Source organism: Pantoea sp. XY16, from assembly GCF_025153065.1.
In the GTDB taxonomy this organism is placed as follows: domain Bacteria; phylum Pseudomonadota; class Gammaproteobacteria; order Enterobacterales; family Enterobacteriaceae; genus Pantoea; species Pantoea alfalfae.
Genome location: NZ_JANZNP010000014.1, coordinates 54,592 through 81,568 on the forward strand (window position 1 = coordinate 54,592; position 26,977 = coordinate 81,568).

Here is a 26,977-nt window from a genome sequence, read left to right on the forward strand (position 1 = left end):
AGCAAAAGCCCGCCGCCATGAGCCCGATAAAGCCGGCATCGCAGACAGCGGGATGCCGGTTAATACGTTATGCCAGGCAGTGAGATCGTGACGGTACGATGGTTAATAACGGACCATGCCAGAACAATCCTGCCAGAGCAGATAAGACGCGCGAAATAATGCGCTTCGCTTAGCTCTTTATATCGGCCTGAAATACGTTAACTTCAGCGGAAAATAGCGGCAGAACGCCTTACTTTTTAAGCTTTGGAACCAGTTCGAAGTGCGGATGCTCTCCTGCCAGCAGCATCAGCAGTTCATATTCTCCCTGGCTGAGCAGGGCAGGATTTTTGGATGCTTCTTTGGTCTGCCAGACTCGCTGGCTAAGGTCGAAGCGTTCAGCTGCAATCTCCTGCGAAAGACCGGCCGCAAGACGCAGCTCACGTACGTTATGCTGAACGGCAACAGGCCGCTGTAAAATCTGATTTCCCATATGAAACGCTCCGCATACGGTGCCCCGGTGAGATGGCCAGACAACCGAATTCACCTGTGGCCAACACATAAATTTGAGTTAAGCTTTAAATGCGCGGCAATCCGTAATCGTCAGGAAAGCGTAAAGCTCAGGTAAAACCACAGGTATAAACTGTAATTAAATTTATTTCGTGAACCGGATAATTATTGCGCACTAAAAATAATCATCGCTGTTCTGAATAGTGATAATGCTCAGCCCGTGGTTAACATTCACCACCGTCTTTAAAAATGACCGTTTCATTCAGCGATAAAAAAAGAGTGAATATTAACGGCTATTTTATTTTACAGAGCCGTTATCTCCGGATGAATAAAATGGCCCATCAGGCTATGCCTGACCGGCATCCGCACAGCCTCTTGTTTTTCATCGGTATAACGCGTCAGTTTGCCACTCCGACAGCATGAAGCGGCAGGGTGAAGCGGGTAATGACGCTGCCCAGCGTTTCAGTCTGTCCACTGAGGCTGCCTGCTGTTGCCGAAACCTGCTGGACCAGCGTTGCATTCTGCTGCGTTACGCGGTCAAGTTCAGCCACCGCCACGGTGACCTGGGCAATTCCTTTGCTCTGCTCATCCGAAGCCAGCGCAATCTGTCCAATCAGTTCATTGACGCCACCGACACCGCGCAGCACGGCTTCCATAGTCGTTCCTGCACTCTCTGCTGCGCGTCGGCCATCATCCACGCGTGCCTCGGTATCAGCTATCAGCTCTTCGATCTCCTTCGCGGCTGCAGCACTTCGCTGTGCCAGTGAACGTACCTCACTGGCAACCACCGCAAAACCACGGCCCTGCTCGCCCGCACGGGCGGCCTCTACGGCGGCGTTGAGCGCCAGAATATTGGTCTGAAATGCGATGCCATTAATGGTGGTGGTGAACTCCCGGATTTTCTCTGATCCCTGTGCGATGCTGGTGATGGCTGCCGTCACCCGCTGAACCAGCTCCACGCCCTGATGGGTCGTATCCGTGGTACTGGCAGCCAGTTCACGCGCTTCACGGGCATTCTGTGCATTGTGACGCACGGTAACCGTGATCTCTTCCATGCTGGCGGCGGTCTGTTCCAGCGCAGCGGCCTGAGTGGAGGTCCGGTCGGAGAGATCGGCGTTACCCGCCGCGATGTCGCCAGCCTCACGATGAAGAATGGCTGCGTTGTCGTGAATAGCGCTGACCGTCTGCAACAGACTGTGCTGCATCTCTTTCACCAACGGCACCAGTTGCCCGACGCAGTTGCGACCCAGATCTTCCGGCTCACGCGTCAGATCACCTCCGGCAATAATTTTTAAATGACCGCGGATTTTACCGACCGGACGCACCAGATGGACGACCAGATAGCGGTCGCAGAACAGCAGCAACGCGAATGCTGCCAGCAGTGCCGCCAGCAGTACGCGCTCGAGCTGACGCCGGTCAGCGTTAAGAAGAGCCTGATTTTGTGCCAGCTGCTGCGTCACGCTATCCAGCTTCGCGCGGGTAACCGTTGCATACTCTGAGGGTGAGGTCGTAAGTGCTGCGCGAAAGCTATCCCAGTCAGCACTGGCCGGCGTTAAGGCGATCAGGCCATTTTTATCTGCGCCTGTTCCGCCCTGCATGACAAGAGCGCTGTGCGTCAGAAAACTTAGCTGCTGCGTCAGCACGGCTGAGCGATCGGTCTGACGAAAGATGTCCCGCACGATCTGACTGCTGTATCCACCTGCCAGCGCGACCACGCCCAGTGAGACGATCATTATCCACAGCACAACGCGGCGAATAGTGAAATGCCTGAGTGAGTTCATGAGGTTTTCCCCGATGTTGTCATTGGTGTAGTTAAAATTAAACAAAAATAAGTTATGTCATCTACTTTAATGCGTTATTATATAGCACGCTATGTTTGTGCTTACTATCCTGGCAGGATATTTCGTAAATTAAAAGTTTTTAACGACAAAATAATAGAATCGTCATTCTTAAAATATTTCGTTAAAGAAAAGTGATTTGCTATTCTGTTCAGGTCTGGCAGGCGGTGTAATAAAAAATAAATCGTCATGGCTCTTTCTTTTTACATAAATAGTCTGTAGTCATGACGCTATAACCTTCAATTTTTCTGTTTAATTTCGCTCCGTAACCAGACGGTGCGGAGGAATTCATGCTCATGAGCCTTAGCGGCGGCGACGATTGCCGTACGCGAACCCTGCACGCGCTGCGCAGTAACGACGAGAGTCGTGACGATGTGTTGCGACAGTTCGTCCGACTGGCCAGCCAGGCCATTGGTATTCCCGGCAGCTTTATCTCCGTTCTGGATGATGAGATGCAGCACGTCAAAGCGGCGCACAATTTCACACTCACTCATTCCACGCGACAGGACTCGCTCTGTCGGCACGCCGTGGACAGTGACAGCACCGTGGTGGTGCCTGATACCCTGCTTGATAGCCGCTTTGCTGACCATAAGCTGATTACCGGCGCGCCTTTTATCCGTTTCTATGCTGGCGTGCCGCTTAAAAGCAGTACCGGTCTGATTCTGGGTACGCTCTGCGTTACCGACACGGCACCTCATCGCTTCAGTGACGATCAGGTAACAATGCTGAAAATGCTCGCAGCGCTGGTGATGTCCTTTCTTGACGCCTGGTACTCGGCTGGCTTTGCCGACCCGGTAACTGGCCTGCCCAATCGTCAGCGTCTGATCCGCGACCTGCAGTTCCTTGCGACCTCCGGAGACACCACGCCACGGCGGCTGGTGCTGATTGACTGTATCGATATGCCGCGTGCCTACGAACTGGCACGCTCAATGGGCATGGGGCCGGTTGAGAGCCTGCTGAAGGATGTGGCGACACTGCTGCCGCTGCGTCTGCGCCCTGCCCCAGGAGAAATGCTTTACACCGTAGCAACCGGACGCTTTGCCCTGCTGACACGGCAGGAGAGCAGACTCACTGCCAGCTGGGTGGCCAATAAGCTGGCCGGGATCAGCGCCGATCTTGGTGATGGGCTGTCGGTTGCGCTGATGACCCATACCGGTGAGGCAAGTTTCAACACGGGTGAATTGCCTGCCCAGGAGATCCTGCGGCGGGCAGTCAGCGCGTTGCACGAAGCCATTACCCGCAACGTTGCCTCAATGCCGTTCAGTGAAGCCACGGATACGCGCCATACCCAGGATTTCACCCTGATGCATGACCTGGCCACTGCCATTCGCGAAGATAAAGGGTTATGGCTCGCCTGGCAGCCGAAAATCTGCCTTCACAGCGGTAAGCCGATAGGACTGGAAGCGCTGATCCGCTGGCAGCATCCCCAGCGCGGCGAACTTTCGCCTGCGCAGTTTTTGCCCGTTGCCAGGCAAACCCAACTGCTTACCGAACTGACCGCCTGGGTCATAGAGCACGCCATCGCCCGCCTTGCCCGTCTTCGCGACAGCTATATTCAGCTGCCCATCACCATTAACGTCAGCAGCAGCGATTTTTCCCGTGACGGTTTTGCTGACGAACTGGAAGAACAGATGCTAAGAGCGAAGCTGCCGGTTTCGCTGCTGGGCATTGAGTGTCTGGAAACGGAACGGATTCTGGAAAGCCCGACCGCGATGCAGGGGCTTGAGATGCTGAAGCTACGGGGATTTGGTATTTCACTGGATGACTTCGGTACCGGCTACAGTAACATCAGTTATCTGCGGCGCATGCCGCTGGATGTGATCAAGCTGGACCGCTCACTGATCAGCGAAATTTCGTCTGACACTGCATCGCGTGTTATTGCCCGCAGTATTATTGCAATGCTCAAAGACCTTGATTACATGGTGCTGGCCGAAGGCGTGGAGAATGCGGAAACCGTTACGGCGCTGACTGAGTTCGGCTGCGACCAGGCCCAGGGATTTTTCTACTCCAGGCCGCTACCGGAAGCGGCGCTGGATGAGTGGCTTGGCTGGCGATTACGCAGTAAGTGCTGATCCTGACTTCCCTGCCCCGCAATCTTATCTGGCAGACTCAGGCGTACTGAATCCGTCCGGCCCGGCAATGATCACCGTATTGCGGCCGGCCGCTTTTGCTTCGTAAAGCGCTTCATCCGCCCGGCGCAGCAGCGCCTCGCGATCGCGACTCTGGTCATCCCGTGAAGCCACGCCTGCTGATATGGTCATCGCCCCGGCGAACGGGAAGGTGGTGGCGCAGACCGTCTCGCGGATGCGTTCCGCGGTACGGGCAGCATCGGCCAGCGTCGTGTGTGGCAGCAGCAGTATAAATTCCTCGCCACCAAACCGGCTGACGATATCGCCGGTGCGGCAGGCCTGACGCAGCAACGCCGCCAGATTCACCAGAACCGCATCGCCCGCGTCATGCCCATACCAGTCATTGATCTTCTTGAAATGGTCAATATCAATTGCGATGACACACTGTTCATGCTCACTGTCTGCCTGCGCCGCCAGCGCCGAAAATCCGCGACGGTTGCAAAGCCCGGTCAGCGGATCGGTCATCGCCTCATCGTTAAGCGCAGCCAGATGGCCTGCCACGGCATGGCGATGCTCCTGCACCGCTTCTTTGAGCCGGTCAGCCTCGTAATACCAGGTTTTGACAGTAGCGAGTGACTCCGCCTGTGCTTCGCTGCCGCCATCCCGCACTCTGTCCGCCAGCTTTTCCAGTGGCGAAGCGATCCGACCCGCCATAAACGCGATGACGCTGGCCGTCAGGAGAATAATGCCCAGAACGAACCAAATGGCGCTTTCCGCCGTGCGCAGCAGAATATGCCTGACCGTTTCAGAGGTGCCAGTAATAAATACGTTCCAGCCGGTTTTCTGCAGCGTGCCATAGCCGGTCAGATAGCTTTGCCCTCCATTTTCCAGGGTAAAATGTCCACTTTCCGTGGTGGACAGGCGCTTCTGCAGGGCCAGACTCAGCAGCATCTTTGTTCCGACAAGCGTCGGGTCATGACTGAAAATAATCAGCCCCTCATTGCTGACCACGCTGACCGTCGATCCTTTGGTATAAAAATGCTGGCTCAGGATTTCGCTCAGCATGCTCTGTTTTTTTAGATAAATGGTGCCGCCGATATAACCCAGATAGCCCCCCTCTTCGCTGAACAGCGGCTGAGATAAAAACACCACATAGTTTCCGGCGGCAGAGGTAAAGGGCGCGGAGATAAAGGGCTTACGGGTCGTAATAGCCTGCAGACTGGCTGCTGAGTGAAGTTTCATGCCTGTCAGATTCAGGCTATCCGGTGAGGTTGCCGCAATGATGGCATCATGGTTAACCACTACCACCGAGTTGAAGAAGCCTGACTGCATGCGCAGGCGCTCAGTTTCTGCTTTTAGCTGCTTCAGATCGCTAAGGCTCTTGATCTGCGATGCACTCCAGGCCAATTCCCGTTGCGCTGTCGTCAGGTAACGATCGGTGGTATCGGCCAGTTTACGGGCATAGGCAATGTTTCCTTCTAGCAGACTGTCTTCAATATTGGCCTTCTGAAACAGTAGCAGCGCACTCAGCAACAGACCGGAGGTCAGAATGACGCCCCCAATGGAAAGTAAAGTCAGCAGCGAACGAAGGCGCATTTTTTTATGGGGCATTGCAGTCGGGATCCGGATGAAGTATCACCTGAGTGTAACAGTTGATGCTTAACGTCAAGGGAAGAAAAGAAGAGGATTTACAGTGGATCACGATGCATTGCCGGGTGTAGGACAAATCCGTACGCACTTGCATAAGGCCTTGTTGAGCATTTCTCAGGCACTGATAAACAGCAGCCTAAAATAATTAAGCAGTAATAATGAAACTGTTTAACCTGCGACCGTCTCAGGTGAGGTGCATTATTATTGCTGAGCGCCAGCGTGAGGTACTGCAGGCACGAAAAATAACGGGGCAGAATCTGCCCCGTTTAATATGGTGAATGAAATTCTCGGAAACAGTTAAATTAAATCTGCGTTATGAATACGCAGTCAGGCACAGGCTTAATCATTGCGGTCGGATTAACGCCAGAACGACTTAATATAAGAACGGCTGCTGAGTCTTTTAATAAACTGATGCGGGCAGGTAAAGCGACACCCTTCCCACTCCAGATTAAACCATTGGAATTCATCATCTTTAATTTTATCCAGCAGGTTCATCGCCTGCATGGGCGTCTGGAAAGCATAAGCCTTCATCACACCCTCTTTGGTACATAAATCAATATGGACCATATAACCCCCGGGAGTTAAAAAGATCGTAAATCTTATAATTATTGAACAGCCTGTTTAGCATAATCCATTTGCCGGCCGCCGATTATCTGATTCCGTCATATTTACGTAAAAAATGAATATTTTTATTTTTCATTTAATTTTTGGGCAACTTAGCCCCATTACATCAATTAATTTGACCATGTTTGCGTAACATGCCAAAAATCGGGGAAATACTCTTTGTTTTTTAAATCAGCACAGCCGGCGGCAATAATAAGCGCACAGGAGGATGACGTTTATCTGACTCCATTTCCGGCATGAGAACGTGTGTGCGGCAGGTCCGGAACCGTTATGAAACGTTAAATATTCCTGCTGACCGATGCGATGGTGATGGTCATAAAGCGAACGTATCGTTTACACTCTCAGCAGCCTTATCGGCACGGTTCTGTAGTGTACGCAGAGAGGCAGGAGATTACTGACGGCGGGCAATAAGGAATCTTATGCTGAATTATATGTTATCGCTCTACCGTACTGTGCCTGTCTCATCTGAATGTCTCAGCGACTGGCTTGCCAGCTGGCTGACTCAGCAGCAGGCCCTATGCCACGATCATCACTTCTCCGCCGCCTTCCCCTGGCGTGAAACCGGCCTGCCCCAGCACACATTTTTGCAGCGCGAACTGACGATTAACGGCCAGCGTTTTCTCACCGGCCCGCGCTATCTCGGCGGCGACCCCGCTCAGCCTTTTATTGAGATCGTGGCCCGTGATGGCGCACTGGATTACGCAGCCGCAGCCGCCATCATGCGTGAGTGGCAAACGATCAAGCCGCTGAAGATGCGTATTCTGTTACCTGCCACCAATCCTGATATTGGTATAACCGATCAGCTGATTTACCTTAGCGTTCCAGGCTCACACTCCGCGTCTGACGACGAAGAGATTTCGCTGATTACGGCCTGCCGGAAAGATTATCCCCTCTGTAGCTCCGCCATTAACCGCGCTTATCGTGCCAGCTGGCACACGCTTCCGCATCTGCGGGATCAGCTGATGGCCACCAGCAGGCAGGAATTACGGGACGATATTGCCGGAGGGCATGTTTTTCTGATCCTCTGGCAGGGCATGGTGGCTGGGCTGATGATTTGCGTGCCGCGACGACTGGCTTTTATTGAGGGATTTCAGATCATGGATGAGGTGATTCTGCCGGTGTATCAGGGTCGTGGACTCGCTGCACGCGCTCAACAGCGTCTGCTGCAGCAGCTTCACCATTACTGTGGTCAGCATGCGATGCTGACCGGCACCATTCTGCCCGGCAATACGCCTTCTCTGCGAAGCGCGCAAAATGCCGGACGGCGCTGCGTGCTGAAATATCACTTTTTTACCCCAGCAGATTTACGGGCGGACCAGCGGGCCATTTAAATCACCCCAGCGCCAGCTCAATCAATTTATGCTGAATGCTGTAAACACGCAGCTTCAGGTTCAGGCTCTCTTCTGCGCCGATCCGTTTTGCCTCAACCACATGATTACTTTTTTCCAGTGCGATTCTGGTGCTGCTTTGCAGACCGTCGTGCCAGTTGACATCCGCACGGTTCGCCGCCTGTTTTTCCAGGGGGCCGACGAGTTCCGCGACATTTTCACCCCTGGCTGACGTTTCAGTTACAGACATATCTGCCTCTTTTTGCTGCTAAAAATGACCAAACTGGCGGCACGTATTCTACCGACTATCCGACAGGCATGACGCCTCTCTGTTCGCATAACCCGGCATGCATCGCAGAAGCTTTATAGCCCTGCAGGGCGCGGCTTCGCTCGCAAAATTCCGCCAGCTGTTCTTAACTCAAAATCAGTGATTTTGTTCCACTGAGAGAACTATCGGAGGACATTTTGACATCAACATCTCTGATTACCGCCAGTGATAATACCCTCACGCTACGGCGCTGGATTACTGTAGGCCTGCCCGCTACCGAGCTTTTTAACCTGTGGCTTGAGCCCGATACTCTGCCCCGCATTATGAGCCACTTTGCCAGCGTGACACCGGTCAATAAAAGCGATGCACACTGGCAGATTGAGGGCCCACTGGGTAAGCACTACCGCTGGGATTCCCGCATTGTTGAAGCGCAGCCAGGCGAAGTTATTGCCTGGCGCTCGCTTGAGGATGCAGACATTCCTAACGAAGGTGAACTGCGACTGCGCCCGGCGCCGGGGGAATGGGGCACCGAGCTGGCTCTGACTCTGCAGTTCACGCCGCCGGGTGGCGCACTGGGAAAAAAGGTAACAACGTTATTTGATCTGCTGCCAAAAGAGGTGGCCAGCAAAGCGTTACATCGCTTTAAAAGTCTGGCTGAAACCGGTGAGATTCCTACCCTGCACGGGCAACCTGCGGGTCGTCATGGCGGACGTCAGGATAAGGAGAAATAAATGCGCGCACTCTGCTGGAATGGCGTCAACGATTTAAGCGTTGAAACCGTGGCCGACCCGGGTCTGCTCAATCCTCATGATGCCATTATTCGCGTCAGGCTCACCACCACCTGCGGCTCCGATCTGCACGTCATTGACGGCCTGATCCCGAGTATGCGGGAGGGCGATATCCTGGGTCATGAATTCATGGGCGAGGTCGTTGAAGTTGGCCGTGCGGTAAAAAATATCCGGCGCGGCGATCGGGTAGTGGTGCCCTCTTTTATCTCCTGTGGCTCCTGCTGGTATTGCCAGCATCAGTTGCCCTCCTGCTGTGACAATACGCATCCGCAGTGGGAGAAAGGCGAAACGGTGCTGGGTCATGCCACGGGCGGCATTTACGCCTACAGCCACGCGTTTGGCGGTTATGCGGGTTCACATGCAGAGTATGTTCGCGTGCCCTTTGCCGACAATGATTGCTTCGTCGTGCCCGAAGGCGTAACCGATGAGCAGGCGCTGTTCCTCTCCGATGCGACGCCGACCGGTTATATGGGTGCCGACTTCTGTAATATTCATCCGGGTGACACCGTGGTGGTCTGGGGCTGTGGCGGTGTCGGACTGATGGCACAGCAAAGCGCCTGGCTGATGGGTGCGCATCAGGTCATTGGTATCGATCGCTATCCTGAACGGCTGGCCATGGCACGCGACTTCGCAGGCAGCATCACGCTGGATTACACCGAGGTCGATATCAACGAAGCGCTGCTGGAATTAACCGGCGGGCGCGGCCCGGACAGCTGTATTGATGCTGTCGGCATGGAAGCCCGCGGTGAAGGATTAAGTCAGGTCTATGACAAGACCAAACAGATGCTGCATCTGGAAACGGATGTCGGTGCAGCCTTGCGCCAGGCGTTATATGCCTGCCGTAAAGGCGGCAACATCGCGATTCTGGGGGTGTATGGCGTGATGGATAAGTTTCCGCTGGGGCTGATGATTAATAAAAGCCTGACTATTCGTACCGCCCAGCAGCACGGGCAACGCTACATGCATCGCCTGCTGGAGCATGTTGCCAGAAATGAACTTAATCCGGCTTTTATGGCGACACATCGTTTTCCACTGGAAAAGGCCCCGCGAGGCTATGAGATGTTTAAACACAAAGAAGATGGCTGCGTTCGTGCCGTGTTCGTACCCTGAAAACACATAAACCGATTCGGGCGGCGCTGCCGCCCGGCGAGACCTATCCTGAACCCTGGCAAAAATCCCACTTATTTTCGGACGCTGAAAGACAGATGATAAGAGCCTGTCACGGCCAGGCTGAATCTGAATTAACCCACCATAACGCCATGCAGATATGAATTTTTTATGAACGTGAAGTGAAAAAAACACATCTGAATCATATCCCTGCAAACGCCATGCGGACACTTCTGCCTGTTCACATTTTGAAAACAAAATAATCACACTAAGTTATTTTTTCATGCGTAAATTAGTGCCAGTTTTCATTTATGGAGCAGGCCAATGACGCAATATGTGGCGGTTTTTCTCTCTTCACTGTTCATGTGCAGCACCGTTTTCGCAGGTTCGGTTTCTTCCGTATCACTCGACGCGCTTTCCACCGCATTGAATGAACGCATGCAGGTCATGAAGGCTGTGGCGGGTTATAAGGCGCAGCATCATTTACCTGTTGAGGATCTGCCTCGTGAGCAGGTTGTTCTGGAAAATATGCTGCATAACGCGCAGCAGGCAGGACTTGAACCTCAATCGGTTGAACCTTTTGTCCAGGCTCTGATGAACGCCAGCAAAGCGATTCAGTATCGCTATCGGGCTGACTGGCTCTCAACACCGGAGAGTGACGTATCCGTCACCGATCTGGCCGGGACCCGGCAGCAGATTGAACGGCTGGATACCCAGCTCCTGGCTGCGATCAGCCAGCGCCTGATGACCGGTAGCTTCTCGCAGGAGGACAACGTGTTTCTGATGTCACAGCTCACGGCCCCCCACCTCAGCGAAAGTGATAAAAACAACCTTTTCGCTTCTCTCGCCCGCATTCAGCGCTCGCATTAATCCTCAAGTCCTGGAGTAAGCTATGCAGCTTCATGAACTCATGAACCCCGACTACGCTGACAATCCCTTACCGCTTTATCGGAAACTCCATCGGCAGGGCCCGCTTATTCCAGCCGGGGATAAGATCATCATCAGCGGCAGTCACGCGGTGGTGGATGCCCTGCTGAACGATCGGCGGGTCGGTAAGAATTATATAGAAAGTGTCCGGTTAAGATTTGGTGATGCCGCCGCCGACATGCCGCTGTTTCAGAGCATCGGCAGAATGTTTCTGGTGCTGAATCCGCCGGACCACAACCGGTTGAGAGCACTGGTCATGAAAGCGTTCAGCGCCCGGGAGATTCATCCCCTCAGAGAGATGGCGCTGACGATAGCCAATGATCTGATTGATGCACTGGCAGGCCTTCGCACCTGCGATTTAGTCCAGGCATTCGCTTTTCCGCTACCGGTACGTATTATCTGCAGGATGCTGGGAGTCCCGGAGTCGGATGCGCCTGAACTGGGTCGACTTACGTCTGTGCTGGTCAAAGTTTTCGACCCGCAAATCAGCCAGACAGATCTGCTTGAAGCCGCCGATGCGTTTGCCGTACTGGAGAGTTACTTCAGCGCCCTGATCGTCGCGCGCCGTGACAGCAGCGCCAGTGATCTGGTGTCCCTTTTCCTGCGTAGCGGTAACGACGGTGACCGGCTAAGTCACGATGAGATCATCGCCAATGTGATACTTCTGTTTCTTGCCGGTCATGAGACCACCTCAAATATGCTCTGTAATACCATTCTGGCTTTGCATGACCATCCGCAGGAACTGGCATGTCTGCAGCAGAATCTTGCGCTGATACCCGATGCTATACAGGAATGTCTGCGCTACGACAGTTCGGTCCAGATGCTTTACCGCACGACGCTGGAAGAGATTGAGGTGGCAGGCCAGCTCATCCCGCCCGGAACGCGCTTCTTTCTGAGTCTGGGCGCAGCCAATCACGACCCGCTTGTCTTTACCTCGCCGGAGCGGGTCAATATCCGTCGGCATGAGGGACGCTGCCTGGCATTCGGTGGCGGGATACATCACTGCATGGGCTACCGGCTGGCACTGGCGGAAATGGAGGTGGCGTTACAGGTACTGCTGACCCGACTGCCAGCCATGCGGCTGGTAACCGCCGGGGTTCGCCGCAACCACAGAGCCAACCTGCGCGGTGTCAGCGCACTGCCGGTCGAGTGGTAAAGCCGCCCGGGCCAGCTGCGCCCGGCGATTAACCGCGCAGACGCAGCGTGGCGGGCAGCACCAGTTGGCTGTCTGCTGGATCATTTCCGGCAATCATCGTGGTCAGCATAGAAAAACAGGCCTGCGCGAGCGCCGGAACATTCTGCTCTATAGTGTCGACAGAAATCGAGAGTGAATCATAGAGATAGTGGTCATCAAAACTGGCGATGCGGATATCGCTGGTCAGCAGGTTGTGCTCACTCATGTAGCGCAGTACCCCTTCCAGCAGGCCGCAGGCCGCAGTGAACATCGCTTTGGGTGGACGCCCCAGTCGCTTACATAGCGCGGCAAACATCTCGTAGCCGCTGCCGGGATGGTAGTTCCCCTGAATAATCCACTCCGGCTGCAGCGTCACACCCGCCCGCGCCAGCCCCTCTCTGAATCCCGCCAGACGATCCTGGGTCGGGGAAAGATTGGACTGTCCGCCCATAAAGTAGATCTCCTCCGGACAGGCGCGCGCCAGCTTTTCAACCAGCTCAGCGGTGGGCGTCACGGCATCGGTGATGACCCATGGCAGCTTCGTGTTGTTCATGTGGCGGTCAAACAGCAGCACCGGCAGCTGTTCGCTGAGACTGACATAGTCGCTGTCGGTTAGCATACTGGAGGCAACAATCAGCCCGTCGACCTGACGCGCCACCAGATTGTTGACTACGACCCTCTCCTGACCGGCATTTTCGTCGGTACAGGAGATCAGCAGCTGCAGACCCGCTGCGCGGCAGAGATTTTCCAGCGCATGAGAAAAGGCAGCGAAACCGTGGTTAGTGATCTCCGGTACCACCAGCCCCAGCGTATGACTGCGGGCATCGTGCAACATCCGCGCATGGATACTGGGCTGATAATGGTGTTCGCGGGCCAGCGTCAGAACCCGCTCTCGCGTCTCCTTCGCGACCCGTAACTCTTCGCCACGGCCGTTGAGCACCAGGCTGGCAGTGGCTTTTGAAACTCCGGCCAGCCCGGCGATATCACTGATGGTAACGCGTTTTGTTTTTCTCACGACAAGACATCGGTTAGTGAAACAAGGGTTTATTCTACCATGCAGCGACGTAACGACCAGTAGCGGGCCTGCAGTTCTGCGCGCCCGCGCAGGGTCAGCAGCGCCGGCTGGTCCGGAAAATAGCGGCTGCTCATCACCCCTTCCCCGTCGTTGATGAAGATCTCAACGCTCGAATGGTCACACAGGATCTGCAATCGACGCGCTGCACCGGTCCAGTAGCGGGTTATCCATTCACCCGACACCAGGCTGCGACGGGCAAGCCGCAGTTCGTTGTGTTGCCAGGTCAGGATCAGGGTATCGGCGAAATTGAGTTCGATGTCGCCCTGGCTCGCAAGCTCAATTTCAAGCCGCTGGGCGGCAATCGGCGGCGCATCATCGGCGCGGCCCTGATAGTGCTGCTCGTTCCCGCGCAAGGCCTGCAGTTCCGCGATGGGCTGCTGACAGAGCCGGCCGTTACGTGAGCTCAGCTCGCGCAGACAGGTCATCTGGTGGATCCACCCCTGCGCCACGGTTGGCTGGGCCATCTCTTCACCGTCCGGCGTCCCCATCCAGCCCACCAGCAGACGTCGGCCATCAGCGGTCAGCGTGGTTTGCGGAGCATAAAATTCAAAGCCGGCATCCATTTCGTTCAGCGGGCCGTGCTGATATGCAGGCTGCTGATAATCCAGCTCCCCACTCAGCCAGGCACAGGCGTGACTGTTCAGATAACGCTTCTCTTCGGGCGCAACGCCCTGCGGACAGCAGATCAGATAGGTGCTGTCGCCGAGCGTGAACATATCCGGGCACTCCCACATATAACCCGCGGCATCCAGGCCGCCCAGTTCACTGCCCGCGATCTCGCCGAGATTCTGCCACTCCCGCAGCGTGTCAGAACGCAGCAGAAGCACCCTGCCCTGCCGCTGCATATTCTGTGCCGCCAGCACCATGTACCAGCGATCGTCATGACGCCACACTTTAGGATCGCGAACGTGGCCTGTATAACCCTCCGGCACGGCAATGACCGGGCCAAGCTTGTCAAAACCGCCCGCGCTGTTCTGCTGTGCCAGGCACTGCCACGCCGTGCGCGAACCATCATCGAATTTTACGTTGCCGGTGTAGACCAGTGTCAGTACGCCGTTATCGTCGACTGCGCTGCCGGAGTAGCAGCCACTGCGGTCATACTCCTCATCCGGCATCAACGCGATGGGCTGATGCTCCCAGTTCAGCAGATCGGCTGAGCGCCAGTGCCCCCAGCATTTATGCTGATGCGCACAGCCCAGCGCGTTCCACTGGTAGAAGAGATGATAGTGACCGTCGAAATGGATGAAGCCGTTGGGATCGTTAAGCAGCCCGGTAACCGGTGCCAGATGCCAGCCAGGATAGTGGCTGTCGCTGAGCGCCTTTGGCATACCCTGCATCACCGCCTGCAGAATGGCGGCAAGACGTGTTGATGAGGCCATTATTCAGAGTCCGTTTTGTATTTGAGCAGATAAGAGATTACAAACGCGGTGGTGAACGCGATAGCAACGCCGATGACATAATTGAGCAGAGAACCCGCTTTGACAATCGCCATACCCGGCAGGCCGGTCAGTCCGACCGCCGTCATATAAACATGGACCGACACCACCCAGGCACCGCCCAGCGCGCCGCCCACCAGACCCGCGATAAAGGGTTTCATAAACCGCAGGTTGATACCAAAAATAGCCGCCTCGGTGATCCCCAGCAGTGCTGAAAACGCGGAGGGCAGCGAAATCGCCTTGATCTTCGCATCGCGGGTTTTGAACCACACCGCCAGACAGGCCCCGCCCTGAGCGACGTTTGCCATCGCCCAGATGGGCAGCAGGAAGTTCACGCCAATCGAAGGATTGCCCAGCAGTCCCGCCTCAATCGCATGGAAGCTGTGATGGACACCGGTGATGACAATTACCGAATAGAGTCCGCCAAATACCAGACCTGCCAGCCAGCCGGCGTGCGCAATCAGGGTGCTGAGCACAAAGGAGATACCATCGCCCAGCATACGGCCCGCCGGACCGATAATCAGCAGCGCGACAAAGCCGGAGATAATCACCGTCAGGAACGGGGTCAGGATCAGATCGAGCGCATCCGGGATCACCCGACGCAGCTGCTTTTCCAGCATGCTCATAAACCACACCGCCAGCAGTACCGGGAATACCGTACCCTGATAGCCAATCATCGCCACTTCAATGCCGAAAAAGTTCATGGTGTGGAAACCGGCGGCGACGCCCCAGGCGTTGGTTAGCGCCGGATGCGTCAGAATACCGCCCAGCGTGGCACCCAGAAACGGGTTACCGCCAAACTCGCGGGCCGCCGTAAAACCAATCAGGATCGGCAGGATAATAAAGGCCGCCGAGCTGCACATATCCAGCATGATATAGAGCGCATTTTCCGGATTGACCCAGCCGTAGGTTTTAACCATCCCCAGCAGGCCCATCAGCAGACCCGACGCCACGATCGCCGGAATGATCGGCACAAAGATGTTCGACAGCAGGCGAGCGATGCGCTGGAAAGGATTGAGCTTGCGGGCGGCAATATCAGCAGCTTCTGACTTGCTCGATTCGCTGATGCCCGCCTCGGCGATAAAAGCGGCGTAGACCTTATTCACCACGCCGGTGCCGAAGATAACCTGAAGCTGTCCCGCGTTGCGGAAGCAGCCTTTAACGCCTTCAATCTGGCCAATCGCTTTGGTGTCCGCCTTCTCATCATCCGCCAGCACCAGCCGCAGTCGGGTCGCGCAATGAGCCGCGCTGGCGATGTTCTCTTTACCACCCAGCAGGGGCAGCAGGGCCCGCGATATTTTTACATAGTCCATACATACCTCACTCTTGTTATGTTTTTATCCGCGTGACGTTCAGGCCCCGGCAGCCGGGGCCGCCCGATCAGAACCAGGTTTCCATCTGTACACCGAAGTTCCATTCACCGCCGGCATCGAAGCCTTTGCTGCCGAACGCGTCGTCACTGGCATAGTTATCCAGCCGGTGATCCCAGTTCATCCAGGTTGCAAACAGACGAATTTCCGGACGTTTAAGGAAGTCGCCGACATCACCGGCTTTCAGGGTTGGCGCAACAGTAAGTTTGGTGAAGCTGCCGCTGACCGCGTTACGGTTGTTGTAACCTTCCGGACGCAGATCCATGTACTGATAAGAGCCTTCATACTGCATCTCGAAGTTCTGCGTGATTTCCTGAATCAGCCGCAGGTTGACTGTCGCCCAGTCGTAGCTGTCACCTTTGACGTAGCGATCGTCACTGCGCTGTGCCAGTAAGGCGGGCGCAATGTGCCAGCCGCCGCCAAGGGGAGTGATCCCGTAACTTGCCAGCCGCCAGGTGTTCGCTTCCGGCAACAGTGCGCCGTCAGAACCAATCGACTTCACCTCAGCGCCCAGGCCATGACCATAGAGCAGGGCTGTTTTCGACGTGCCTTCTGTCAGCCCATAAAAGCTGTCGTTATGAAGGCCCAGCAGCGCATGGACGCCGGTTTCGGCCGCATCGCTTTTAACACGGAGGCCGTCAATATCCCGACGATCGTCGTTATCTTTCGCCCGCATACCGCTGACCATCATCTGCACCGGGCCGACAAAATTATTCAGCGACAGGATGTAGTTCTGCGCGGTGTTTTCATTGTTTTCGATGTCACCAAAGGTACGACCATAAAGCGAGAGGTTGCTGCGCGCCTGCTCTGCCCATTTCATGTCGTAAATACCGGCGCCGGTTCCGGCAAGGAACACGACATCGGAGTCGATCCAGTGAATATCAAAGTTATCACGATCAAAACGCTTACCTGCCCAGACCGTTGCGTTATCGAATGCACCGCTGAAGGTGGGAAGCTGTCCCAGTTCGACAAACGCCTGACGCAGGTTGAGATCGCTGCTGGCGGCCGTCCAGTCGTTATAAGTGCGCTGTCCATCGGCCAGCATCGCTTTGAAGCGGGTGGTGGCACCATTATCCAGCGTCTGCTTATGTTCAAGGTTGAGCTCAACGTAGGTATCCGGCTCATTACCCAGACGCCCGACGTGACCGCCGGTTTCTCCAGCCGGGGTTACGGTCGGGCCGCCCTGCGTTTTGGCGGCGGAGCTGTTCATCAATAATCCGGAGCGGGCATAACCGTGGAACTCAAAGCCACCTTCATCGGCAGATTTTTGTTCCAGTTTCGCGGTGCGCTGCGCGACCTCAGCGGTGGAGGTCTGGGTCTGCTGCTGAACCGCCGCCAGCTGCTGAGCCTGCCGTTCAGCCATCTGAGCCTGCTTTTCGGCGATCTCTGCACGGCTTTCAGCCGCATTCGCCCGCTGCTCGGCAGCCTGCAGTCGCTGCTCCATTGCCGCCAGGCGGGCTTCGATGCTGCTCATGCTGGGATCGGCCCAGACGGATGTGGAAAAGAATATTGCAGAGAGGGCGATGGCTAACGTGCTTAGTTTCATTTTTTTTATATCCCTGAGGAGAGGCTATCATCACCGGTTTTTTTGCTAAACCGGTTTAGGCGCAAATCATAGCCACGGGTAATTTCCCTCTGCAATGAAAAATGCTAAACCGGTTTAGTGATTGTGAGATAGCTCGCAAAACAGGGCTGTCAGATGACGATTAGCCAGCCAGATCGTCCAGCTGGTGGCGCAAGGGAAGTGCTGTCATGGCACCTTTTGCCGTGGTGGCGAGTGCGCCACAACGTTGGGCAGTCAGCAGGCAGCTGACAAGCTGCGATTCATTAACAGGCAGACCTGACTTCGCCAGCTCCCAGAGTAATCCGGCCACAAAGGCATCACCTGCACCGGTAGTATCGACGCTGTTAACGGGCGTGGTAGCATGGTGGGTGATTCGGCCCTGATAACAGGCCATCACCCCTTCCCTGCCCCGTGTCACCAGTAACAAGCGAATGCTGAATTTTGCGGCCAGCTGCGGCATGCTGACAGCCGCTTCCTGACCCGGGCTGAGAAAATCGAGTTCTTCGTCGGAGAGTTTCACCACGTCTGTATGATTGAGGGCCTCGTTCACCACCGTATGCAGCAGCGCCGGGTCGGGCCAGAGATCTTCCCGCAGATTTAAATCGAAACTGACATGGCCGCCTGCCGCCCGAATCTGTTTCATAGCGGTCAGCGTCGCGGTGCGTGAAGGTTCCGCCGCTAAGGCAATTGAACAGCAATGCAGCCACTCCCCTCGATTAAATTCGGGCAGATCGGACGTTTCAAGAAACAGGTCGGCACTGGGCCGCACCATAAAGGTAAAGGTGCGCTCGCCCTGCTCATCCAGACCGACCACCACGGTTGACGTGCGATGCTGTGAATCAGCGATCATATAGCGGGTATCAACATTCTCCTCATTTAGCGTCTGCCGCATAAACTCACCAAAAGGATCGGCACCCACCCGTCCGATAAAACCGCTGTTTCCCTGCAGTCGGGCAATGCCAACGGCAACATTGGCAGGTGCTCCGCCAGGACATTGCATCAGGCGCCCCGGTATTTCGGGTAGCAAATCGACCACGGCATCCCCGAGGCACCATACGCGAACAGACATAAAAAACTCCTATGATTAAACCTGAAAGCTAAACCGTTTTAGCTATAGCGCTAAATGGCGTAAGGTTCAAGCATTAACATGCTGAAGTGATATGTGATTAACATAAGACGTTTATGGTAGAGAGCCGAACAGGCACATGCCCGATAATTACGGGCAGAGGTCAGGTATAAAAAAAACCGGCACAGCGGCCGGTTTGATTGTCAGTGATGTGTGATGAAGATTATTTAAGCGTAGAGAGTATCTGTCTGATCGACGCATCAATCTGTTCAGCAATCTCTTTTGGCAAACGACTGAATTCATACTGCACGGTGCGCTTCTCATCGTTGGTTTTACGACGCGCATAGGTATTGGCTGTAGTAAACGTTGCCAGCTTTTCCGTCACCATTTTGCTGACCGGTGCAGGTTTTTTTAACTGACGACGGGCGCTTTTGAAACCATTCAGGATTGCGCTCTTCTTCTCATCTGAATTAGCGTTTTGCAGTGAATCATCTGCCTCCAGCTTTTGCTGGATTTCGCTGGCCAGTCCGGCGGCATCCATCGCTTCCGCTTTCGCCTCCTCCCAGACATCAAGCAGTAACTGATAATCCTGAAGGGTCAGCTCAGAAACGACCGGGAAGAGTTCGATAAACTCAGCGGGCACGGATGCGGCCTGAAATGCACGTGAGACCTTAGCGTTTGAGATGCCTTCCGCTTTAGCAATTTCTGATTTGCTCATGCCACTTTCGTTCATAAGCATAAAGCGCAGACCTAATTCACGCAGGTTATGCTCTTTAGCCGTCTGAATATCAGCAGCCAGCTGACGCGCATCGCTGAGGCTCAGTTCATCTGCAGTAACCAGCACTTCCAGACTGGCCCCGGAAAGAATGCAGGCAGCACGACGGCGCGAACCATCCATAATCTCAATCCGGTCGCCGTTTACGCGACCAATGGCCGGGAAAAACTGCTGCAGTGTAATCGTACGGGTGATTTCCTGCAGCGATTCCGGCGTCAGCGTGCTCTGATCACGTCCGTTGATCTTCGGGTCAACACTGGTTCGGGTTTCTATATCATCATGCAGGACCAGCTGGCGCACAAAAGTTGCCTTCGCACCTGACTTCAGCGTAAAGGTGCGCGACTGGCTGCTGCTGTCGATCATGTTCGCAATAGCAGAATCGCCGAACTTGCGGCCAATGCGCTGTATAGGTTTGCTCACAGGGTACTCCTGATATATTCGATGCGATCAAACACAGCCCTTGAGAACTGCTCAGCTTCATATTTGGCTTTACGCAGGGCGTCTGCACTGCCGGGATAGGAAGCGGGATTAGCACTGATTACCGTGTCAAAGGATTCGCCACAACGCTCGAATCCATCAAGACGAGGTAAGCCACAGTCCAGCATCGATTTAGTAAACACCTCACGTGCATAACTTTGCGACGTCAGGTGGTCATGCTTGGATGTCATCTTAGACATAAAGCCGATATTAGCTTTGAGCCGCGGTTCGATACCTTCGGACTCGATACGCTCCAGCATTTCTGGCAGGCGCGTCAGATACTTCATGGTGGAATGGAAATCGACCTGTGCCGGTGGCGTCGGTGTCAACAGCACATCGCTGGCCGCGATGGCATTCAGCATAAAGGAATCAAGATGAGGACCGGTATCAAGGAAGATAAAATCATAGTCACCTGCCAGACGATCGATCACATTACGGCGAAGGACCTCTGAAGGCGCAACACCGGGCAGATGTTCAGCAACCAGCTCTTCCCAGTCGCTGGCAACGAAGCCATCATCGATTGAGGCCGGAATAACGTCAACGCCGGGCATAACGGTAGGCTTAATAAACTGCTCACGAAGCTGATCTGCATCCAGATCGTTGAGCATAGCCTGCGCTGCTGTTTCCAGTACGGAACCGACACTGTTGGTATGGCTCAGGAACATCGTGCTCGATGCCTGTGGATCCAGATCGATAACCAGTATACGCAGGTCATTGTGCAGCATAGAAGGATGGGCGCGCATACCGTGAGCCAGCGTCACGGTGCTGACGGTTTTAGAGACGCCGCCTTTAAGACTGACAACAAACACGACAAAGGGGCCAGCATGCCGATCGCGATATTTAGGCACTTTACGATGCTGATAAATGTCGACGACGTTCTGAATGGTCAGGGCATATTGCGATGTACTGCCGGTTTGCTTTTTACCAAACTGGTATCCTGCTGCTTCCATATCACTAATCGCTGCGACGACAGCGTGCTTACTCAGCAGTGGCATATTTGCTACAGCATTGCGAGAGAAAGTCTGGTAAAACCCTGTCTGGTTAAATTCCTGACGCTGCTGCTCAATGTGGTCACTAAGTCCATGTAACATGGAGTTGGCACGTGTTGCCATCTCCAGCACTCCACCATAATCACGCTTCATAAGCCCCTCTGCGTTAATGTTTTTTGCATACTACACAAAAAGCGAATATCTGCCAATTTTTTAGGAAAATGCCAAAAACCTGGATTTTTTGTCTCAGGTAGTGGAATGATGATCTGAGATTTATGGTTGGCTGTAAAAGAGGTTTGCTTAAGCTCTATGACTTTTGTTCATTCAGTTTGAGTATGTTGAACAGATATCAGAGTTAAGTTTGATAATGGATGGCGGATGTCAGCACTCGATATCTGTTTTTTGGTAAGGCAGAAATGATCGGCCAGCAACGCTGACCCATATTACAGACGCTCCACATGGTGTTTTCATCATGAAAATATCAGATATCTCTATTAAAATCATAAACTTAAATGAATATAAGCTTGGTGAAAATGCGTATTGAAAACGTGTTTTTATCAAGCTTACTATTATTTGTAAATTTGTTTCATCAGACATTACCAGAGCATGGGTTCTGATCAACCATAGTGAATTAAACGTTGATGAAATTGATAAGTAGCCATACTGTCAGTAAACCCTTGTTAGCCCTGCCAGTAGTTCATACCTTTACATTACTCGATTACGATTTGTTTAGAGTCTGCATGAGTGTTTTCCAGCCTGGTTCAGCAGCATTTTTCATTACATCTGATAGAGATTCTTTTGTTATTTCTGACTAATTATTTTTCTCATAAAAAAGCGGTCTTTCAATCAATCGGTTTAGTCGCGTTATGAATTACTACCATGACATATTGATACCTTTGAACGGAGCAGGGGATTGAGAGCGTCACGCGAGATAATAATAAGCAATAAAACCTCGCATAAGCAGCAAAAAGAAATCTGCATAATTTAATCTTTTAAATCATTTGCGCACCAGTAGGCCCATCCACTTTCTTTCCCCCTCCTTATCAAGGATTACTTGCTTTCAGATAATAATGTGATTATGCATAACGAGTTCCTTTATGAGCCGTGTTGATTATGCCGGGTAAAAGAGTACCTTATTTCAAACTAATTTATGGCTACTTTAATGCAGTAAGGAGAGAGCTCATCGGACATAATAAAACGATGTTTAAGCCTCAGAAAAGCTGAATCTGGCGTTATACTGCTGGTGTTTTCACAGTGAAAATTTAAAAAAATATCTTTACTATCAGATACATAAGTAATTTAATTCATGGTGAAAATTGCGCTCCCCTCCCGGATTATTATCTGAATAGCGCCAAATTATTACCTCAGGGCTAAAAACCTTTACACCTACAAGGTTATCAGCGGATGTCTGGTTTCATGTTTTGTTTTGTCTTGCCAGTAACCGGTTGCGTTAACAGGTAATAACCTGCTTATAGCGATTCTCTATTTCATATCCGCAACTGAAAATCTGTCTGATGTCAGCCTCGATGATTTCTGAATCAGGTATGTTTTATCCCCGTTATTCACAGGCCAGATCCAATTGGTCGATCCTCAATAGATCAAATTGAGATCCTTAACAGATCCCTGCAGGCTCTGAAGCCACGTAGCACAAGGTCTGAAAGGGTGTTGGTAACCACTGTAGCGAGAAGAATAACCACTGGAGAGAGCACAATAACCACTATAGCGAGTAAACCAACCGCGCTGGCGAGTACGCAATAACCACTGTAGCGAGTAGAGCGTGCTTTATGATGTGTATAAGCCTGGTCGCTGTCATTTTTCTTATCCTGGGTAATAAAACAGTACGTTATCTGAGAAGGCTAAGGTGTTAACTGACGGACCTGCTGGTTTTTTTGGGCAAGTTTTCCACTGAATAGATCCCATAACAGATCCACATTAGATCCCTTTAAAGGTCCTGAAAGATCCCCATGCCGCCTTAGCCCTTGGTATCACTGCGATAAAGAAGGATGGCTAACCACTATAGCGAGTAAAACAACCACTGTATCGAGATAAATAACCACTATGGCAAGTAGATTAACCGCTATAGTGAGTGCTAGTATCCACTGTATTGAGTAACAGCGGCTCTCGCCTGTTCACATCACGGATCTTCCTAATGCCAAGAAAAGAACCAGATATCCTGAACATAGCTGATGCGTTTAGCGAAACAGACAAGCGTACAGGCGAAGTTGTTACTCTGACGCCCAACAGTAATAACACCGTGCAGCCGGTCGCGTTAATGCGACTCGGCTTGTTTGTTCCAACGCTGAAATCCACAGCGCGCAGTCAGAAAAACCAGATGAATGCGATGGATGTGACTCAGGATCTGAAACAGTTATCCCTGGTCAGATCGGAAGGGTATGACAACATCAAGATTCTGGGTGCCCGACTGGATATGGATAATGATTTTAAGACCTGGGTTGGGATCATTCGCGCATTCGCCACGCATGAGTGTCTGGGAGACACGGTAACGCTCTCGTTCGTAGAATTTGCAAAACTCTGCGGCATACCTTCTGCGCGCCTCTCATCGAAGCTCAGGAGCCGTCTGGACGCTTCGCTGACGCGGATTGCGTCTAACACCCTGACTTTTACCAGCAAGGGCGGAGAGAACTACACAACGCATCTGGTGCAGTCCGCCAAATACAGCGTTAAAAAGGACACGGTGACCTTACAGGCCGATCCTAAGATCTTTGAGCTTTATCAGTTCGACAGAAAGGTTCTGCTGCAGCTTAAGGCTATTAATGAGCTGGCACGCAAAGAGTCCGCTCAGGCACTTTATACGTTTATTGAAAGCCTTCCGCCCAAACCTGCGCCAATATCTATGGCGCGCCTGCGTGCACGGCTCAACCTTACGTCGCGCGTGATCACCCAGAATGCGACGGTCAGAAAGGCGATGGAGCAGCTAAAAGAGATTGGTTATCTCGACTATACCGAGACCCGCCGCGGCTCTTCTGTGTACTTCTGGGTCCATTATCGTCATCCCAAGCTGCGCCCTGCCGAACTGCCGCTCAGTAAGGCAGGCTTGATCGATGATGAGATGGACGAGTTTGACGATCTGGACAGCGACTCCACTATGATTGATGTCAATTTGCCCGAACAGGTGAGTGAGGATGATAGCAGTGAGCTTGTCATGGTATCGCGTGAGGAAAAAGAGTTACTTAATAAAATCAGGAAACAGAAAAACCGTTAGTTACCTGTTCACCACACCGCTCATGGCTGATGGATCCTGCTAACCACTATAGCGAGTAAGATTACTCGCTATAGTGGTTAATCTTTTCCCGACGGAGCATCAACATCCTGAATCGCCTGCCTGAAAAACATCCTGCTATTTGCTCTGGTTTTCCATTGCGCCTCTCTGATCAGGAGGGTGCATTAAGCTTCGCAAAAGATCGACTTCCTGCAGTAGTTAGCCAGTTCGTCCCGCGGTATCTCTGCAAACGTTGCGTTAACGCTTTAGCGTGTCAGCACTCGCTATAGTGGTTAGTCTGGTCTGGTTGACAGCATGCGGATTTACCTCCCGACGCCATATGTCGTGTTTCGCTGGCGATATTCAGCTCTTTGGCCTTACTCGCTACAGTGGTTATGGCCATTCTGAAATGACCATCTCATCTTTGTTTACCTCATTCTGCCCATAAGATTTACACGCTATAGTGGTTTTCTGATGATTTATTGGCTAATACGTTCAGATAATGATCAGATGACAGACCTGGCTGTTACAACATTCTCGCTACAGTGGTTATTTTTTGGGATAGAAGGGAGGAGATCACTCGCTATAGTGGTTAGCGGTATCGTTTTATACTGTTTGTTACTAATATTCAGTAATTTAAAGTGAGTGCTTACTATCATTATATGTCTCTCACCGTATCATGAGGATAAAAAACCAGCGCGACAGGAGAGATCAGGCAGGCACTCGCTACAGTGGTTGCGTTACAGGATGAGCAGAATGGTTTCGCTAACAAAACAAAGTTATTTTACTGAATAACAGCATAGAGCAGGGCAGGGCTATGATTCTGTTCCTGCTACATGCACATCTTCACACGACCTTTTTACTCGCTATAGTGGTTGCCCCGCAGGTGAATCGTGCGAGGTGCCCTGTTAAGCACGGATATTTTCAGGCTCCTCTTTCTGAATGACTTACTCGATATAGTGGTTATCCTCTTAGGAAAGAGGTGAGCAGGCACTCGCTACAGTGGTTATCTTTGCGCTTATTCTCTGCGCGAGTTAGTTATCGTTATGATTCGGATGATTATTGCGCAACTTACTGGCTACAGTGGTTGACAGTAACGCTTCTGGCACACGTTTACTCGCTATAGTGGATATTTGTCACATTCCCTGGCCGGATAGCGCAGTTCAGTCTCCGATTTACTTCCTATAGTGGTTAACCTGTCAGAGTTACTCGTTATAGTGGTTATCCGGGAATGCATGTCGGATACGCGTCATCAGCTCATTCAAAAGTGTCAGTATCGCGTTCAGAATGATTGCAAAAGAAGTGCTGAATGCGTGGATAAATACGGGGACGCAGGGGATGCCTGTCAATGACACCTGTTCCTGAGAGCTGGCAGGGCCATAAATGAAGAAAGCGGCCGCTCGCTGGCGCACCGCTTTAGGATTATTAGGACTGCGTACGTTACATGGCCTCGCGATATTCCGGCCAGGCGACAGCTTGCGCCTCATATCGGCCCGCAGCGGCGAACAGCGTACCCTGGAAATTGATTACACCTGCTGCTTCCAGCCACATCCACTCTTCTGCCTGTACGATCCCTGCCGCGATGACGGTGATCTCCAGCGCTGAGCAGCACTTGATGATCGCCAGCACAACCGCCTGCTTTGGCCCACTGCGATGAACGTCGCAGGTAATACCGGCATCAATACGGATACGGTCGGGCTGAATATGAGTCAGCAATGATAATCCTGCGGAGCCGTCTCCAAAATTGTCGATAGACAGGCTGATCCCGAACGCTTTCAGTGCGCGTACGGCTTCAGAGAACGCGTCCAGTTGTGAAATCACGCCGGTTTCACTCACACCAATAACGACCTGCTCCGGTACCAGCCCCGCCTGCTGAATTGCTGCCACAATGTGCTCGACGGCGTCGGGTATGACAACCAGCGTCATTGGCAGCAGACTCACGTAGAGCGTCATACCATCGGGACAAACCAGACCAGCCTGGGAAAAGGTTTTCTTCACGGTTTCCAGGTCGTCAACATAAAGCCTGTCGCCGGAAATTTCATCGGTAAGCGCCGGACGAAGGGTAACAGCTTCAATGGCGGTCACCTGACGCGCCAGCGGATCGACCACCGGACGGAAGCTCACGCCTTCTGTCTCCGGGCGGGAGTCCGGCACATGAGTGTGCTCTGAAATAAACTCCCAGTAACCTGGCGGAAGAACCTCGTAGTAGTTTTCTTTCTCACGTGACTCTACAAAAGTACGCAGGAATTGCAGTGCCCGATCATCATAGGTCAGGCGATATTTAGACGTACCTTTGTCCAGCACCGCCTGTAGCAGTGATGAGCGATCGTGTTCGCGCAGGTCAAACAGCGACATGCCCGCATTACCAAAACGTCGGGAAGGCGCATAGTCACGCATCAGTTCGACGACATTATGATGCCGCCGATCGGCACAGATTCGCTGATAAACTGCCTGAATGCCCGCTTCAGGACCTTCGAGTAACTGGAAGAAATGGGTGCCGTTGAATAACAGGATACCGGTTACATCGTGCGTGCTGTTGATTTTGCTGGCGTTATCGACCATCTCCGGAAGGGTTCTGACCGGAAAGTCATCTGAAATATGGCTGCGATAGATTATGGTAGTTAGCATGTGCAGCTCCGTTTTACGTAATTGTTGCGGACACGCTAACACTGATCAAAAAATGTTTCATCTATACTTGATTGCTGTCGCACGGACTGCAACAGAGCAGGTGGCACTAAGCGAAACG

At 52.9% G+C, this 26,977-nt stretch carries 20 protein-coding genes; 7 read left to right on the forward strand and 13 right to left on the reverse strand.

Annotated features, from left to right (window positions below):
* Positions 1-229: 229 nt before the first annotated feature.
* Both N1689_RS18480 and N1689_RS18485 read right to left on the reverse strand, forming a co-directional pair.
* Positions 230-469 (reverse strand): transcriptional regulator, encoded by a 240-nt coding sequence (locus N1689_RS18480; protein ID WP_161736630.1) that lies wholly within the window; start codon positions 467-469, stop codon positions 230-232.
* A 415-nt stretch (positions 470-884) separates the two neighbouring features.
* Positions 885-2,267, reverse strand: a complete 1,383-nt coding sequence (locus N1689_RS18485) for a methyl-accepting chemotaxis protein (RefSeq protein WP_161736629.1) — start codon at positions 2,265-2,267, stop codon at positions 885-887.
* Positions 2,268-2,614: 347 nt separating this feature from the next.
* On the opposite strand from N1689_RS18485, the gene N1689_RS18490 reads away from it, so the two are divergent.
* Complete coding sequence (locus N1689_RS18490; RefSeq protein ID WP_222925675.1) at positions 2,615-4,396, forward strand: GGDEF and EAL domain-containing protein; 1,782 nt, start codon at positions 2,615-2,617, stop codon at positions 4,394-4,396.
* Positions 4,397-4,420: 24 nt separating this feature from the next.
* Here the strand turns inward: N1689_RS18490 and N1689_RS18495 are convergent, their stop codons facing one another.
* Positions 4,421-6,004 carry a diguanylate cyclase gene (locus N1689_RS18495; RefSeq protein WP_161736553.1) on the reverse strand — a complete coding sequence of 528 codons (1,584 nt, stop codon included), beginning with the start codon at positions 6,002-6,004 and terminating at the stop codon, positions 4,421-4,423.
* A gap of 396 nt (positions 6,005-6,400) precedes the next feature.
* Positions 6,401-6,610, reverse strand: coding sequence for a hypothetical protein (locus N1689_RS18500; RefSeq protein WP_061061018.1), 210 nt, complete (start codon positions 6,608-6,610; stop codon positions 6,401-6,403).
* Positions 6,611-7,086: 476 nt separating this feature from the next.
* On the opposite strand from N1689_RS18500, the gene N1689_RS18505 reads away from it, so the two are divergent.
* Complete coding sequence (locus N1689_RS18505) at positions 7,087-7,998, forward strand: GNAT family N-acetyltransferase (RefSeq protein WP_161736554.1); 912 nt, start codon at positions 7,087-7,089, stop codon at positions 7,996-7,998.
* A gap of 1 nt (position 7,999) precedes the next feature.
* Here N1689_RS18505 and N1689_RS18510 read toward each other — a convergent pair whose 3' ends face one another.
* Positions 8,000-8,245 (reverse strand): hypothetical protein, encoded by a 246-nt coding sequence (locus tag N1689_RS18510; protein ID WP_260059724.1) that lies wholly within the window; start codon positions 8,243-8,245, stop codon positions 8,000-8,002.
* 215 nt (positions 8,246-8,460) lie between these two features.
* Here N1689_RS18510 and N1689_RS18515 point away from each other — a divergent pair, with 215 nt between their 5' ends.
* The 4 genes from N1689_RS18515 (at position 8,461) to N1689_RS18530 (ending at position 12,241) form a co-directional block, all read left to right on the forward strand.
* On the forward strand, positions 8,461-8,994 hold the full coding sequence (locus tag N1689_RS18515) for an SRPBCC family protein (RefSeq protein ID WP_161736556.1): 534 nt from the start codon (positions 8,461-8,463) through the stop codon (positions 8,992-8,994).
* The gene (locus N1689_RS18520) at positions 8,995-10,161 is read left to right on the forward strand and encodes a zinc-dependent alcohol dehydrogenase (RefSeq protein ID WP_260059725.1); all 1,167 of its coding nucleotides are present in this window, start codon (positions 8,995-8,997) and stop codon (positions 10,159-10,161) included.
* Positions 10,162-10,482: 321 nt separating this feature from the next.
* Positions 10,483-11,028 carry a chorismate mutase gene (locus N1689_RS18525; RefSeq protein ID WP_222925678.1) on the forward strand — a complete coding sequence of 182 codons (546 nt, stop codon included), beginning with the start codon at positions 10,483-10,485 and terminating at the stop codon, positions 11,026-11,028.
* 22 nt (positions 11,029-11,050) lie between these two features.
* Positions 11,051-12,241 (forward strand): cytochrome P450, encoded by a 1,191-nt coding sequence (locus N1689_RS18530; protein WP_222925679.1) that lies wholly within the window; start codon positions 11,051-11,053, stop codon positions 12,239-12,241.
* Between the two features lie 28 nt (positions 12,242-12,269).
* Here N1689_RS18530 and N1689_RS18535 read toward each other — a convergent pair whose 3' ends face one another.
* From N1689_RS18535 to N1689_RS18565, 7 genes are all read right to left on the reverse strand, one after another.
* Positions 12,270-13,274, reverse strand: coding sequence for a substrate-binding domain-containing protein (locus N1689_RS18535; protein ID WP_161736560.1), 1,005 nt, complete (start codon positions 13,272-13,274; stop codon positions 12,270-12,272).
* A gap of 29 nt (positions 13,275-13,303) precedes the next feature.
* Positions 13,304-14,713, reverse strand: a complete 1,410-nt coding sequence (locus N1689_RS18540) for a sucrose-6-phosphate hydrolase (RefSeq protein WP_222925681.1) — start codon at positions 14,711-14,713, stop codon at positions 13,304-13,306.
* A complete protein-coding gene (locus N1689_RS18545; protein WP_161736562.1) occupies positions 14,713-16,083 on the reverse strand; it encodes a sucrose-specific PTS transporter subunit IIBC in 1,371 nt (456 codons plus the stop codon). The genes N1689_RS18540 and N1689_RS18545 overlap by 1 nt, the downstream gene beginning before the upstream one ends.
* A gap of 67 nt (positions 16,084-16,150) precedes the next feature.
* On the reverse strand, positions 16,151-17,686 hold the full coding sequence (locus N1689_RS18550) for a carbohydrate porin (RefSeq protein WP_161736563.1): 1,536 nt from the start codon (positions 17,684-17,686) through the stop codon (positions 16,151-16,153).
* A gap of 160 nt (positions 17,687-17,846) precedes the next feature.
* Positions 17,847-18,773 (reverse strand): aminoimidazole riboside kinase, encoded by a 927-nt coding sequence (locus N1689_RS18555; RefSeq protein ID WP_253418524.1) that lies wholly within the window; start codon positions 18,771-18,773, stop codon positions 17,847-17,849.
* Positions 18,774-18,993: 220 nt separating this feature from the next.
* Positions 18,994-19,965 carry a ParB/RepB/Spo0J family partition protein gene (locus tag N1689_RS18560; RefSeq protein WP_253418521.1) on the reverse strand — a complete coding sequence of 324 codons (972 nt, stop codon included), beginning with the start codon at positions 19,963-19,965 and terminating at the stop codon, positions 18,994-18,996.
* Positions 19,962-21,164, reverse strand: a complete 1,203-nt coding sequence (locus tag N1689_RS18565) for an AAA family ATPase (protein WP_161736566.1) — start codon at positions 21,162-21,164, stop codon at positions 19,962-19,964. Before N1689_RS18565 ends, N1689_RS18560 begins: the two co-directional genes overlap by 4 nt.
* 1,996 nt (positions 21,165-23,160) lie before the next feature.
* On the opposite strand from N1689_RS18565, the gene N1689_RS18570 reads away from it, so the two are divergent.
* A complete protein-coding gene (locus N1689_RS18570; protein WP_260059783.1) occupies positions 23,161-24,234 on the forward strand; it encodes a RepB family plasmid replication initiator protein in 1,074 nt (357 codons plus the stop codon).
* A gap of 1,437 nt (positions 24,235-25,671) precedes the next feature.
* On the opposite strand, the gene N1689_RS18575 is transcribed toward N1689_RS18570, so the two are convergent.
* On the reverse strand, positions 25,672-26,859 hold the full coding sequence (locus N1689_RS18575) for a diguanylate phosphodiesterase (protein WP_260059726.1): 1,188 nt from the start codon (positions 26,857-26,859) through the stop codon (positions 25,672-25,674).
* Between the last annotated feature and the right edge of the window lie 118 nt (positions 26,860-26,977).

What these genes read in the sequence shown, in the direction of transcription:
- N1689_RS18565 (WP_161736566.1), bottom strand. Translation starts at nt 21,164, where the DNA reads ATGAAGCGTGATTATGGTGGAGTGCTGGAGATGGCAACACGTGCCAAC.
- N1689_RS18550 (WP_161736563.1), bottom strand. Translation starts at nt 17,686, where the DNA reads ATGAAACTAAGCACGTTAGCCATCGCCCTCTCTGCAATATTCTTTTCC.
- N1689_RS18570 (WP_260059783.1), top strand. Translation starts at nt 23,161, where the DNA reads ATGCCAAGAAAAGAACCAGATATCCTGAACATAGCTGATGCGTTTAGC.
- N1689_RS18495 (WP_161736553.1), bottom strand. Translation starts at nt 6,004, where the DNA reads ATGCCCCATAAAAAAATGCGCCTTCGTTCGCTGCTGACTTTACTTTCC.
- N1689_RS18540 (WP_222925681.1), bottom strand. Translation starts at nt 14,713, where the DNA reads ATGGCCTCATCAACACGTCTTGCCGCCATTCTGCAGGCGGTGATGCAG.
- N1689_RS18545 (WP_161736562.1), bottom strand. Translation starts at nt 16,083, where the DNA reads ATGGACTATGTAAAAATATCGCGGGCCCTGCTGCCCCTGCTGGGTGGT.
- N1689_RS18525 (WP_222925678.1), top strand. Translation starts at nt 10,483, where the DNA reads ATGACGCAATATGTGGCGGTTTTTCTCTCTTCACTGTTCATGTGCAGC.
- N1689_RS18555 (WP_253418524.1), bottom strand. Translation starts at nt 18,773, where the DNA reads ATGTCTGTTCGCGTATGGTGCCTCGGGGATGCCGTGGTCGATTTGCTA.
- N1689_RS18575 (WP_260059726.1), bottom strand. Translation starts at nt 26,859, where the DNA reads ATGCTAACTACCATAATCTATCGCAGCCATATTTCAGATGACTTTCCG.
- N1689_RS18500 (WP_061061018.1), bottom strand. Translation starts at nt 6,610, where the DNA reads ATGGTCCATATTGATTTATGTACCAAAGAGGGTGTGATGAAGGCTTAT.
- N1689_RS18530 (WP_222925679.1), top strand. Translation starts at nt 11,051, where the DNA reads ATGCAGCTTCATGAACTCATGAACCCCGACTACGCTGACAATCCCTTA.
- N1689_RS18510 (WP_260059724.1), bottom strand. Translation starts at nt 8,245, where the DNA reads ATGTCTGTAACTGAAACGTCAGCCAGGGGTGAAAATGTCGCGGAACTC.
- N1689_RS18505 (WP_161736554.1), top strand. Translation starts at nt 7,087, where the DNA reads ATGCTGAATTATATGTTATCGCTCTACCGTACTGTGCCTGTCTCATCT.
- N1689_RS18480 (WP_161736630.1), bottom strand. Translation starts at nt 469, where the DNA reads ATGGGAAATCAGATTTTACAGCGGCCTGTTGCCGTTCAGCATAACGTA.
- N1689_RS18520 (WP_260059725.1), top strand. Translation starts at nt 8,995, where the DNA reads ATGCGCGCACTCTGCTGGAATGGCGTCAACGATTTAAGCGTTGAAACC.
- N1689_RS18485 (WP_161736629.1), bottom strand. Translation starts at nt 2,267, where the DNA reads ATGAACTCACTCAGGCATTTCACTATTCGCCGCGTTGTGCTGTGGATA.
- N1689_RS18490 (WP_222925675.1), top strand. Translation starts at nt 2,615, where the DNA reads ATGCTCATGAGCCTTAGCGGCGGCGACGATTGCCGTACGCGAACCCTG.